The organism is Ruegeria sp. D4 (assembly GCF_056534475.1).
Genome location: NZ_JBQFPJ010000001.1, coordinates 106,087 through 117,566, shown reverse-complemented (window position 1 = coordinate 117,566; position 11,480 = coordinate 106,087). Strand labels below are relative to the sequence as shown.

Below are 11,480 nucleotides of genomic sequence, written 5' to 3'. Positions count from 1 at the left end.
GCTGCTGACGGGGGCACCAAACGCGGTGCCCCCGAGTTTGGTATCAATCGAAGGTATAGGGAGCACCGGCCTGGTTGATGACCGAGTTGTACTCGCGGAAGATGCCAACAATCTTCTGGTGAATCTCGCCTTCCTGCGCGACCTCATCCCAGAATTCGATAGCTGCGTTTTCAACCTCTTTCCATTCCGAGGCCGGAACTTGCCGCAGTTCCAGCTTGTCGCCGTTGGCACGCAACGCCGCTTCGCCACCCCAGTACCACTGGTTGCGATAGGTGTGGCCCGCCTCGATCCCGGCCATGACAACCGATTTCAGGTGATCGGGCAGTTCGGCCCAGCGTTCCTGATTTGCGAACCACGAACCGATCCAGGCACCCGAGATGTTGTTGGTCAGGAAGTAGTCGGTCACATCGGCCCAGCCCACGGTGTAATCTTCGGTGATGCCCGACCATGCCATACCGTCCAGCTCTCCGGTCTGAACCGCCACTTCGGCATCCTCGTAAGGAATGTTCACCGGCACGACGCCAAACTTGGCCAGGAAGCGACCCGCCGTCGGGAAGGTGTACAGCTTCAGCCCGTCCAGATCGCCGAGCGTCTTGATTTCCTTCTTGGTGTTGAAGTTGCACGGGTCCTGACCCGCAGCAGACAACCACGCCACACCGACCTTTTCGTATTCTGACCGCCAGATATCGGCCAGACCGTACTGATTGAACAGCACGGGCACATCAAGGATATGTTTGGTCGCAAAGGGGAAGTAGCCGCCGAACTGGCGCAGCGGCGTCGGCGACGCCATCGAGTCGTCGTCTGAATGCACCCCGTCGATGGTACCGCGCTGCAGCGCCTGGAACAGTTCGCCGGTGGGAACGATCTGATCGGCAAAATACAGCTCGATCTCAAGTTCGCCGTTTGCGTTGGCGTTGATGTAGTCGATGGCAGGCTTGGTCACGTGCTCGCCCAATGCGCTGCCGGCGTAGGTCTGGAACCGCCACTTGATGGCCGACTGTGCTTTGACGATTGCAGGGCTTGCCAGAGTGGCCGCCCCGGCCAGCCCCGCCGACCTTAGAAATCTGCGTCTTGTTGTCATTATCCTTCTCCTCTGTTTAGTCGAACTGAGTTTCGCCCCTTTGCGGGGTCTTCTGACTTATTTTCCATAGACATAATTCGGCAGCCAAAGCGCGATTTCGGGGAAGATGATGATCGTGGCCAAAGCGCAGGCCATCACCAGAACAAAAGGAATGATCGAGCCATAGATGTCGCGCAGCGTAATTTCCGGCGGGGCCATCGCCCGCATCAGGAATAGGTTATAGCCAAACGGCGGCGTCATATAGGCGATCTGCGTGGTGATGGTGTAGAGAACGCCGTACCAGATCAGATCAAAGCCCAGTTCTCCGACCAGCGGCACATATAGCGGGGCCACAATCACCAGCATCGCGGTGTCGTCCAGGAACGTGCCCATCAGGATAAAGCTGAGCTGCATCAGGACAAGGATCATCCAAGGGGAAAGCCCCAGCTTTTCAGTGAACAGGCTTTCGATGGCCTTGACCGCGCCCAGCCCGTCGAACACGGCACCAAATGCCAATGCCGCCAGAATGATCCACATGAACATGCAGGATATTCCCAGCGTATGCCGCATCGAGTTTTCAAACACTTCGCGGGTCAGGCGCCCTTTCAGCGCTGCCGCCAGCAGCGCCGTGATCGCACCAATGGCCGAAGATTCAACCAGCGAAGTCCAGCCGTTCACGAAGGGGACCATCATCACCATGAAAATCCCGACCGGCAGTAATCCGGCCTGCAGAAGGCGCAGCTTCTCTCTCAGCGGAATATCGCGTTCTTCGGCTGGCAGAACCGGGCCCAGCGACGGGGTGATCCGGCACCGGATGATGATATAGATGATGAACATGGCGGCCATCATCAGGCCGGGAAGAACCCCGGCCAGCCAAAGCTGACCAACCGGCTGACGGGCGATCATGGCATAGAGAACCAGAACCACAGATGGCGGCACCAGAATTCCTAATGATGACCCTGCCTGGATCACCCCGGTGACCATGCGTTTGTCGTAGTTCCGCCGCAGCAGTTCCGGCAGAGCAATCGTGGCCCCGATGGCCATGCCCGCTACGGACAGCCCGTTCATCGCCGAAATCAGCACCATCAGCCCGATGGTTCCGACCGCCAGCCCGCCCGACAGTCCGCCCATCCAGACATGGAACATCTTGTACAGATCATCCGCGATCCGGCTTTCGGACAGGATGTATCCCATAAAAATGAACATCGGCAGTGTCAGCAGCGGATACCACTTCATAACCTTGATCGCAGCCGCGAATCCAAGATCATAGCCGCCGCGATCCCCCCACAGGAACAAGGCCGACACCACCGCGACAAAGCCGATCGCACCAAACACCCGCTGACCTGTCAGCAGCATCAACATCATTGATGCGAACATCAGCAAGGCAATCATCTCGTAGGACATCAGATTACCTCTCGGGGGATGTCGTGGCCGCAAAGGCGCAGGATGTCTTTGAAGAACTCGGAAATGGCCTGCAAAAGCATCAGGAAGATGCCGACAACCATGATCAGTTTGACCGGCCACAGATACGGCCGCCAGATGGTTGCGCTGCGCTCTCCTCCGTATTGGAACGAGTACATCAGGCTGTCCCAGCCGCCCCACAACAGGATGATCAGATAGACAATAAGGAACATGACGGTAAATGCGTCAGTCCACGCTTTACGCCGATGGGACCATTCTCCGTACAGCAGATCCATCCGCACATTCGACCCCATCTGGATCGAGTACGGCCCGCCAAGCATGTAGTAGGCAACCATCGCGAACTGCGCCATTTCCAGGGTCCAGAGCGACGGAACAAAAAAGGTTTTCGAGATTGAAGACCACAGCAGGATCGCCATCATGGCGAACAGCCCCCACATCATCACGCGGCCAACCTTGTGATTGACCGCGTCGATGACCCGCACATATATCTCCATCGCCCGGATCACATTTCTGTCCTTTCCCCGAAATCGTTCAACGTGCGGCTGATCCATGGCACAAGACACGCCGCCATCGCCTTTTGCTGATCCTCCGTTCGGATCAGATCATTCCGGATCTCGATCATCACATTCAAAAGCCCATTGGGCTTCGCCTGCGCATCCAGCGTATGCGCTACGCCGTCCGCGGCCGAGTACGGCTCGTTCAGGCGGGTTTCAAACTTCAGATCAACAGGTGCAGACGCCATCATGGCCTGCGCAAACCGATCATCTTCGCCATGCAGTAACCCCAGCTCTACCGATCGGGGCTTGCCGTGATAGACCGGCGTGAAACTGTGGACTGTCACCATCAGCCGCAATGTCTTGCGATGCGATTGAATCTGATTGGATAAGCCGGCGCAAAAGGGCCTGTAAACACTGTCTATTCTGTCCTGCCGCTGCTGCGGGGTCAGATCGGCGTTAGCAGGGATTCGGATATCTTCGCTTTTCACCACCATTGCCCCGATCGCTTCGGGTGGGCGGTTGCAATCATAGACAAGCCGAGACACTCCGCCATGAACCAATACCGCAGACATGTCCGCCGCGATCAGCCGGGCTACCGCCAACGCACCAGGATCCCACGCGATGTGGCTTTCCAGCGCCGCAGCGGGCAACCCCAGATCGCCAAGCGCTTCGGGAACACGGTTCGACGCATGCTCGCACACCACAACCACGGCGGGAGCATCGTTTTTCGCTTCGATATGAACGACCGGTCCGTAGTCCAATGTGCAATCCCGTGATTCCAGAAAGCGCCCCAGATTGGGCGTGTGGAAAAAATTCCACATCGGACATTCACCTGTCAATATTTTTCCTGTACAAATTTCCCCAACCTTGATTGCAGTGAAAAAATATTCACATCACAGTCGACGTCATCAAACAGGAGGGTCCAACCGTGCGGGTAACGGACAGGCTGCTGACACACCGGGACAAGCTGACCCCATCTGAAAGGCAACTGGTCAGCGTGTTGCTGGATGACTATCCGATGGCCGGTTTGGGCAGCATAACAGAACTGGCCAGCACAGCGGGGGTTTCCACCACGACAGTCGCGCGCATGTTGCAGAAAACCGGGTTTGACGGTTACCCGCAGTTTCAGGCAGCGCTGCGCCACGAGGTTAAAGAGATGATCTCGGGGCCCGAGGCCAAGCGCGATCTCTGGCAGAACGATCTGCCCGAGGAACACATCCTGAATCGCTACTCCGGGCGAACGCTGGAAAACCAGAAACGCACGATCGATGAAGTGGATCCGGCGGAATTTGACAGTTTCTGCCGGTTGCTGTGCGACCCGGACCGGCGCATTTTCCTAACCGGAGGAAGAATAACCGGCACTCTGGCGCAGTATCTCTACCTGCACCTGCAAATGATCCGGCCGGATGTCAGATTGTTGCCTGTAGCCGCCTCGTGGACACATGACTTGCTGGACGTGCGAAAAGGGGATGTCCTGATCGCGCTGGATGTCCGGCGGTATGAAAACTCGACCTTGCTGATCGGGCAGCTCTGCCATGAGCGTGAGGCGGAAATTGTGCTGTTCACTGACCAATGGCGCTCACCTATTCACAGGCTGGCCAAGCACACGTTCAGCGCACGCATCTCGGTACCGTCAGCGTGGGACTCGATGGCCGCCATTCTGGTTTTGATGGAGTGCGCCATTGCCGAAGTACAGGAACGTCTGTGGGATTCGGTGAAAGCGCGGACCGACGAGCTGGAACAGGCCTTCGACCGCACGAAACTCTTTCGGAAATTCGGGCAGAGTTCAGGGTCTTAACATCTGCCGAATGGCGACCCATCCCAATCGGTACAACTGCCCGTGAACACTGTTGCCAGCCGGACGGCAGTCCGTACACTTTGAACCCATGACGTTCATTACGGAAAACCAGCTGCCACTGCTGATCCTGTTCTTTCTCGTGGGTTCGGTCGGAACGGCATTCTTGTTTCGCAAGCCGGCCGGGCACCGAGCCTGGAAACTTGCCGACTTGGTCTGGGTCGTGCTGGGCGGCATCGGCGCGCTGGTGGCGGTGCTGGCGGGCCTTTATACCTCGGACAGTTCGCGGCTGGACCGGCAGATCGACGTGGCCTATGCAGCAACGCTGGCCTTTGACCGCGACGCCGCGCGGTTCCGGCTGCGGTTCTGCGACCCGGCCTATGACCCGGATACAGCAGTTTTGTGCGACAAGGTCGAGTTCCTGTCGGCCTCAACCGCCAGCAATGCCGATCTACCCCTGTTCATTGCCGTCACGAACGAGGTAGCGCCGCTACAAGGTCTGCATTTTCTGTTCGGAACCGGGGCCAAGGACGACATGGACGAAATGCGCGACATGGCCGCCACGGCCGACGCTTTCAACATCGACCAGTTTCTTGTCTTCACCTCGTTGGATGAAAAAACCCAGACCGCAATCGACAACATGCGTCGCAAAGTGCCTGCAATCGCCGGGGACTATCTAATTCTGGCGCAAAGCTATGATGACCTGATCGAACAGGTCGGCAAGCTGAAGGATGAATGGGAATACCTGCAGGCCAACGCGCATATTCTGGGTCTGCAGATCGTCGCTTTGTGCCTGGTCAGTTTCGCCGCTCCGTTCCGGCTGGGCAAATCGCTGGTCGAACTGCGCACCGCATTCAACGCCGATACTGCTGTGCCAGTTGTTCCGGATCGGCCCCCAGAAAATAGCGAAACACCAGCCACAGGTTCCGCCCTCCCCGACGCAGCCAGCCCAAACGCTCATAGCGCTCCGCGCTCGTAACGGCACGCACGGGCAGGATGCGCACGCGCGGCAGCGCCCGGACCAACGCGACATCCTCCATCAAAGGCTGCTCCTTATAGCCGCCAGCAGCAAGATAGGTTTTGCGCGGCACCAGCAACCCCTGATCGCCATAGGGTAAGCCAAACAGGCGGCTGCGCAGATTGGCCCAGCCGGCGACCCATCGGGGCGCAAATCCCCGGGCCTGAAACTGCAACAGAAACGCAGCCGGTGCACCGGTTTCCAGATGTGAGGCCACCGCGTCGCTCCACCCATTTTGCAGGACCGTATCCGCGTGCAAAATCATCAACCACTCAGCCGAAGCCGTTTGGCATCCGCGCCGCAATTGTCCACCGCGCGAAGGCGCGCCTTCAACGATCCTGGCTCCGGCCTCGTCCGCCATGGCCAACGTCTCATCCGTTGACCCTCCATCGGTAATCACTAACTCGCGGATAAGACCCGCCTGCACCCCCTCCATCAGCGACTGCAAGGTTCCGGGCAGCGAGCCAGCAGCGTTCAGGGTCGGGATCACGATGCTGATTGGCGCGGGCACGTCCGTTAACCTCTGGTCATGGTCACGGAAACTCCTATATCACGGAGCCCAAGGAAATGACGAGGACCACCCCATGCCCAATCGCCGCATTTTGCGCCTTTCCGGTAAGGACACTGACAGCTTTTTGCAGGGGCTGGTCACGAATGACGTCAACAAGCTGGCCCATGGCCTCGTCTACGCTGCATTGCTGACGCCGCAGGGCAAATATCTGGCCGATTTCTTTCTGAAACGGGACGGTGATGCCATTTTGCTGGACGTTGCCGAAGAATTGGCGGACGGGGTGGCCAAACGGCTGGGCATGTACAAACTGCGCGCCGATGTGACCATCGAAAACAGTGATTTGAACGTACAACGCGGAACCGGGCCTGCACCCGAAGGCGCCCTGCCCGACCCGCGCCATCCCGAACTGGGCTGGCGTGCCTATACATCGGCGGCGGACGGCGATGATGGCACCGACTGGGACGCGATAAGGGTACGGCGCTGCATTCCGGAAACCGGGGTCGAACTGACACCCGACACCTTTATCCTTGAAGCCGGGTTCGAAGCGCTGAACGGCGTGGATTTCAAGAAAGGCTGCTATGTTGGGCAGGAAGTCACGGCCCGCATGAAGCACAAGACCGAACTGCGCAAGGGTCTGCGCGGGGTGAGCGTTGATGGCATTGCGGCGGTCGGAACCCCGATTACCTCAGGCGGAAAACCTGCCGGGACCCTTTTCACCCAGTCCAATGGCCTAGGGATCGCCTACCTGCGCCTGGACCGCGTCGGGGACGACATGACAGCCGAAGACGCGAAGGTTACATTGGCCCCTTAACATGTTGCCAAAGCGGCACGACTGCGCCCAGGAACTCTGCCCTGCCCTTTGAACATGGCCACCCGCGCTGTCACACTGGTTTGAGTTCAGCAAACCGGATGCTTCAATGTTTCAGCTATACAGAGCGATCTGGCGTGCCAGCGCCGGGCGGCAGATCTTCCTAATCGTTTTGTCCATTGCAATCGCAGGTCTGGCGGCCGTTCCGCTGGAATTTCAGCGCGATATCATCAACCACCTCACCTCGGACGATGTCACGACGGAAAAGCTGATTTATCTGGGCACGGGAATGATGTCCGTCATTCTGCTCAGCCTCGCGCTGAAATGGCTTTTGGGGTTTCGCGCCGGAACACTGGGCGAGGACATGATCCGCATGATCCGCCAGCGATTGCTGGTGCGGGCCTCGGATGTAAAGGCGTCAGGCGAGGCTGTTCGCAAGGGAACCATGACCACCGCCATTTCGGCCGAAGCCGAAGAATTGGGTAAGTTTGCGGGCGGCGCATTTTCAGACCCCGTGGTTCAGATCGGAACTCTGATCAGCGTGATCGGCTATATCTCTTCGACCCAACCGGGTCTGGGCATGATCGCCTTTTCGATGATCGTCCCGCAAATCGTCATCGTGCTGATCTCGCAGCGTAAGGTGAACGTCTTTGTCGCCGAGCGTGTTCATATCCTGCGGGGCGCAACCGACAAGCTGACCATCGAGGAGATCGACGCAGTCTCGAAAGAGGTCGACGCCTTGTTCGATGATATTTATGAGACCCGGCGAAAAATGTTCCTCTGGAAGCTGTCCGCCAAGTTTCTGCTTAGCGTAATCAATGGGGCCGGAACTGTCGGCGTGCTGATGCTGGGCGGCTATCTGGTGCTGAACGGCAAAACGGATGTCGGGACGGTCGTCGCAGCCACGAGCGGGCTTGGCCGAATTCAGGGCCCCACCGCGTTCCTGATCGCGTTCTACCGGCAGGTCAGCGCAAACCGCATCAAATACGAACTCATGCTCGAGCTTTTCGGCCCCCACCCCGAGCGCTATCGGCAGATCGAAAGAAGTAGGTAAGAAAAACCGCGCGGCACGGAACCGCGCGGTTTTTCACTTTTCAAACAAGGGGCGCGTTATGCGCGCTCGGAATATTCCATGGTTTCGGTGTTCACGACGATCATTTCGTCCTGCCCGATGAAGGGCGGCACCATGACCTTGACACCGTTGTCCAGAATGGCCGGCTTGAACGAATTCGCGGCGGTCTGGCCTTTGACGACCGGCTCGGTCTCGACAATTTTGCAGGTCACTTTTTGCGGCAGCGTGGCGTTCAATGCTTCGCTTTCATAAAATTCGACAACAATTGTCATGCCGTCCTGCAGAAACGGGCGGCGCTCGCCCAGCAGATCGGCAGGCAGTTCGATCTGCTCATAGGTTTCGGAATCCATGAACACCAGCATGCCATCGGATTCGTACAGGAACTGCTGATCTTTCTGCTCAAGGCGGACGCGTTCGACCTTGTCCGCCGAGCGGAATCGCTCGTTCAACTTCGAGCCGTTGCGCAGGTTACGCAGTTCGACTTGGGCAAAAGCACCACCTTTACCGGGCTTTACGTGGTCAACTTTGACCGCGGCCCAAAGCCCGTCGTTATGCTCAAGCACATTGCCGGGGCGAATTTCGTTCCCATTTATCTTGGGCATTACATAAATCCTTCACAAACGGTTGATGCGTCAGTTCCCGTCCCTATATCTGGCGTGACCACACCTGACAAGACAACGACACCTAGTGCTGCACTTGCAGCAAGCCATGCACATGACGCAACGCAACTATGCATTTTAAGTGTATCCGAATCGCACCTAATAGGTCATAAGAGCCGCCACGCCGAAAATGCAAGAGCAAGAACAACAAGGATTGACGAGATGAGAGATTTCGTTGACGGCACTGCCTTTAACAACGAGCAAGGCAATCGTGCTCGCAAACTTTTTGCAGCCGTTGTTTTGGCTGCTTTGGACGATGCCATTGCCGATGACAAGAAATACGGCAACGGCCCGGAACAAATCGCCCGCTGGGCCCGTTCGCGCGATGGTCGCGAGGTGCTGTCCTGCGCGGGTATCGACCCCAACGAGCGGGTCGTCAGCGGACTGATGGAGTTCGTTGGCCGTGGCGTGCGCACTTCGGTCGCGCTGTCGCGTGAAGAAAGCGAGCGTCGCAACGCCGCACAGCAAGCTGAAGCCGCCTGATCAACGGCGTCTTCCGGTGAAAAAACGCGCCCCCAACTACGGGCGCGTTTTTCTTTTGAACGCTTCAGAAGAACAAAAGCCACTGGCGCGCGACCCAGATCTCGGCTGCCAGCATTGCCGCAAAGAACAGCTTGGCTGAAACCGACAACCCTCTTTGCCACAACAGCAGGTATGAACCTGCACAGACCGCGACGGACACAGGCGCGACCCATAGGGCGTGATGTGTGCTGTCCCAATAGCTGACCGGGCTATCAAACACCCAGTCCGTCAGGGGCCAGAGGTGCGGGCGACCATCCCCTGCGTGCAGCAGGAAATCCATTGTCACATGCAATAGCGCGGCCAGGGTGGCGACGATCAGTAAGGGCCAGCCGCGCCAGATACCGATCAGCAACATCGCCCCCCACAGAAAGAAGGAATTGTCGATGGCAAAGACCGTTTGCCATGATTTCGAATAGTAGAGCTGGCCGAAAACCACCTGTTCAGGAATGCCCAGAACTAACAGCGACACGCCAGCCATAAGATAGAGCGACAAATCCGGCAGCAGAGACCCCAGCAACGCCGCCGACAAGGTTCGGCCCCGGGCTGGTCGCGCAAATGCGGCCACACCGATCAAAAGATGCGCGGGCGTGTTCATCCGGGCTTTCCCTTTGGCCTCAAATCAGGTCATCTGCGCCTCAACGTATAGGAGACGCCCATGGTTCGCGCCATCATGATTCAGGGAACCGGCAGCAATGTTGGCAAGTCGGTTCTGGTCGCCGGTCTGGCGCGGGCCTTCACAAAGCGCGGGCTGAAGGTTGCTCCGTTCAAGCCGCAGAACATGTCAAACAATGCGGCCGTGACCGAGAACGGTGGCGAGATCGGGCGCGCTCAAGCGTTGCAGGCCATGGCTGCGAAACGACCGACGCATACGGATATGAACCCGATCCTGCTGAAGCCGGAAACGGATACCGGGGCGCAAATTATCGTGCAGGGCAAACGCGCGGGAACGATGAAGGCTGGCGACTATCGCAAGGATAAATCCAAACTACTGGGCGCCGCGCTGCAAAGCTTTGACCGGTTATGCAGCGACGCCGATCTGGTGCTTATCGAAGGTGCGGGCAGCCCGGCCGAAACCAATCTGAGAAAGGGCGAAATTGCCAACATGGGGTTTGCCTGCGCAACGGGGGTGCCGGTGGTGCTGGTCGGCGACATCCATCGCGGTGGCGTGATCGCGCAGATCGTCGGAACGCAGGCCGTTCTGGAAGATCGCGATCTTGCAATGATCAAAGGGTTCGCCGTCAACCGGTTCAAGGGCGATGTTTCACTGTTCGATGAAGGGCGCGATGACATTGCCGCCCGGACCGGCTGGCCCTGTCTGGGCGTGGTTCCGTGGTTTCACGACGCCTGGAAACTGCCTGCTGAAGACATGATGGACATCCGCTCTCATGGTGGCGGGGCGTGCAAGGTAGTTGTCCCGCAGCTGGAGCGCATGGCGAATTTTGACGATCTGGATCCTTTGTCGGCCGAACCCGGCGTGACGGTCGAGATCGTACCCGCCGGGCGGGCCCTGCCCGGTGATGCCGATCTTGTGTTGCTGCCCGGCAGCAAGTCCACCATCGGCGACCTGGCTTATTTCCGGGCACAGGGTTGGGATGTGGACCTTATGGCGCATGTCCGCCGCGGCGGCCACGTTCTGGGCCTGTGCGGCGGCTATCAGATGCTGGGCAAAACCATTTCTGACCCGGACGGCGTCGATGGACGTCCGGGCAAAGTCGACGGGTTGGGCCTGCTGGACGTCGAAACTGTCATGGCCGGGGACAAGCACGTCAGACTGCGCACTGCAAAGGCACTGACAGGCGGAGAAACCGTCACCGGCTATGAGATACATATGGGACGCACCGACGGAGCCGATTGTGACCATGCCTGGCTGGAGATTGACGGCCGCCCGGAAGGCGCTGCCAGTCGAAATGGCCGTATCCGTGGCAGCTATCTGCACGGCATCTTTTCGTCAGACACTTTCCGCGCCAGTTATCTGGCGCAGTTCGGTGTGGCTTCAGACCTCAGCTACGATGACGGTGTGGAACAGACGCTGGATGATCTGGCGGATCATCTGGAACAGCACATGGATTTGGACCTGTTGCTGTCACTGGCCGCACCGCCGACCCGCCAGTAACAG

At 58.3% G+C, this 11,480-nt stretch carries 12 protein-coding genes; 5 read left to right on the top strand and 7 right to left on the bottom strand.

The window, feature by feature from the left end:
* Positions 1 to 43 precede the first annotated feature (43 nt).
* From ACR0MI_RS00590 to ACR0MI_RS00575, 4 genes are read right to left on the bottom strand one after another with little or no spacing between them, the layout of a single operon-like run.
* On the bottom strand, positions 44 to 1,081 hold the full coding sequence (locus ACR0MI_RS00590) for a TRAP transporter substrate-binding protein (protein ID WP_170610097.1): 1,038 nt from the start codon (positions 1,079 to 1,081) through the stop codon (positions 44 to 46).
* Positions 1,082 to 1,138: 57 nt separating this feature from the next.
* The gene (locus tag ACR0MI_RS00585; RefSeq protein ID WP_170610096.1) at positions 1,139 to 2,464 is read right to left on the bottom strand and encodes a TRAP transporter large permease; all 1,326 of its coding nucleotides are present in this window, start codon (positions 2,462 to 2,464) and stop codon (positions 1,139 to 1,141) included.
* Positions 2,464 to 2,988: a TRAP transporter small permease subunit gene (locus ACR0MI_RS00580; RefSeq protein ID WP_480440450.1), complete on the bottom strand. Its 525-nt coding sequence runs from the start codon at positions 2,986 to 2,988 to the stop codon at positions 2,464 to 2,466. Before ACR0MI_RS00580 ends, ACR0MI_RS00585 begins: the two co-directional genes overlap by 1 nt.
* Complete coding sequence (locus ACR0MI_RS00575; RefSeq protein ID WP_170816615.1) at positions 2,985 to 3,800, bottom strand: N-formylglutamate amidohydrolase; 816 nt, start codon at positions 3,798 to 3,800, stop codon at positions 2,985 to 2,987. Before ACR0MI_RS00575 ends, ACR0MI_RS00580 begins: the two co-directional genes overlap by 4 nt.
* 107 nt (positions 3,801 to 3,907) lie before the next feature.
* Between ACR0MI_RS00575 and ACR0MI_RS00570 the strand changes: the two genes are divergently transcribed.
* Entirely contained in the window at positions 3,908 to 4,777 is an 870-nt protein-coding gene (locus tag ACR0MI_RS00570; protein WP_170816616.1) for a MurR/RpiR family transcriptional regulator, read from the top strand.
* 851 nt (positions 4,778 to 5,628) lie between these two features.
* Here the strand turns inward: ACR0MI_RS00570 and ACR0MI_RS00565 are convergent.
* Positions 5,629 to 6,303 (bottom strand): TIGR04283 family arsenosugar biosynthesis glycosyltransferase, encoded by a 675-nt coding sequence (locus ACR0MI_RS00565; protein WP_170816617.1) that lies wholly within the window; start codon positions 6,301 to 6,303, stop codon positions 5,629 to 5,631.
* 73 nt (positions 6,304 to 6,376) lie between these two features.
* Here ACR0MI_RS00565 and ygfZ point away from each other — a divergent pair, with 73 nt between their 5' ends.
* Both ygfZ and ACR0MI_RS00555 read left to right on the top strand, forming a co-directional pair.
* Positions 6,377 to 7,114 carry a CAF17-like 4Fe-4S cluster assembly/insertion protein YgfZ gene (ygfZ, locus tag ACR0MI_RS00560; protein ID WP_170816618.1) on the top strand — a complete coding sequence of 246 codons (738 nt, stop codon included), beginning with the start codon at positions 6,377 to 6,379 and terminating at the stop codon, positions 7,112 to 7,114.
* A 106-nt stretch (positions 7,115 to 7,220) separates the two neighbouring features.
* Positions 7,221 to 8,165: an ABC transporter transmembrane domain-containing protein gene (locus ACR0MI_RS00555; RefSeq protein ID WP_170816619.1), complete on the top strand. Its 945-nt coding sequence runs from the start codon at positions 7,221 to 7,223 to the stop codon at positions 8,163 to 8,165.
* A gap of 56 nt (positions 8,166 to 8,221) precedes the next feature.
* Here the strand turns inward: ACR0MI_RS00555 and efp are convergent, their stop codons facing one another.
* A complete protein-coding gene (gene efp, locus ACR0MI_RS00550) occupies positions 8,222 to 8,785 on the bottom strand; it encodes an elongation factor P (RefSeq protein WP_170610085.1) in 564 nt (187 codons plus the stop codon).
* A 219-nt stretch (positions 8,786 to 9,004) separates the two neighbouring features.
* Between efp and ACR0MI_RS00545 the strand changes: the two genes are divergently transcribed.
* Positions 9,005 to 9,325 carry a DUF6280 family protein gene (locus ACR0MI_RS00545; protein ID WP_037310273.1) on the top strand — a complete coding sequence of 107 codons (321 nt, stop codon included), beginning with the start codon at positions 9,005 to 9,007 and terminating at the stop codon, positions 9,323 to 9,325.
* Between the two features lie 64 nt (positions 9,326 to 9,389).
* On the opposite strand, the gene ACR0MI_RS00540 is transcribed toward ACR0MI_RS00545, so the two are convergent.
* Complete coding sequence (locus ACR0MI_RS00540; RefSeq protein WP_170816620.1) at positions 9,390 to 9,959, bottom strand: cobalamin biosynthesis protein CobQ; 570 nt, start codon at positions 9,957 to 9,959, stop codon at positions 9,390 to 9,392.
* 60 nt (positions 9,960 to 10,019) lie between these two features.
* Between ACR0MI_RS00540 and ACR0MI_RS00535 the strand changes: the two genes are divergently transcribed.
* Positions 10,020 to 11,477 carry a cobyric acid synthase gene (locus ACR0MI_RS00535; protein ID WP_170619116.1) on the top strand — a complete coding sequence of 486 codons (1,458 nt, stop codon included), beginning with the start codon at positions 10,020 to 10,022 and terminating at the stop codon, positions 11,475 to 11,477.
* Positions 11,478 to 11,480 lie beyond the last annotated feature (3 nt).

Excerpts from the sequence above, each read along its gene's own strand:
- ygfZ (WP_170816618.1), top strand. The coding sequence starts at position 6,377 with ATGCCCAATCGCCGCATTTTGCGCCTTTCCGGTAAGGACACTGACAGC.
- ACR0MI_RS00585 (WP_170610096.1), bottom strand. The coding sequence starts at position 2,464 with ATGTCCTACGAGATGATTGCCTTGCTGATGTTCGCATCAATGATGTTG.
- ACR0MI_RS00545 (WP_037310273.1), top strand. The coding sequence starts at position 9,005 with ATGAGAGATTTCGTTGACGGCACTGCCTTTAACAACGAGCAAGGCAAT.
- ACR0MI_RS00575 (WP_170816615.1), bottom strand. The coding sequence starts at position 3,800 with ATGTGGAATTTTTTCCACACGCCCAATCTGGGGCGCTTTCTGGAATCA.
- ACR0MI_RS00555 (WP_170816619.1), top strand. The coding sequence starts at position 7,221 with ATGTTTCAGCTATACAGAGCGATCTGGCGTGCCAGCGCCGGGCGGCAG.
- ACR0MI_RS00590 (WP_170610097.1), bottom strand. The coding sequence starts at position 1,081 with ATGACAACAAGACGCAGATTTCTAAGGTCGGCGGGGCTGGCCGGGGCG.
- ACR0MI_RS00535 (WP_170619116.1), top strand. The coding sequence starts at position 10,020 with ATGGTTCGCGCCATCATGATTCAGGGAACCGGCAGCAATGTTGGCAAG.
- ACR0MI_RS00540 (WP_170816620.1), bottom strand. The coding sequence starts at position 9,959 with ATGAACACGCCCGCGCATCTTTTGATCGGTGTGGCCGCATTTGCGCGA.
- efp (WP_170610085.1), bottom strand. The coding sequence starts at position 8,785 with ATGCCCAAGATAAATGGGAACGAAATTCGCCCCGGCAATGTGCTTGAG.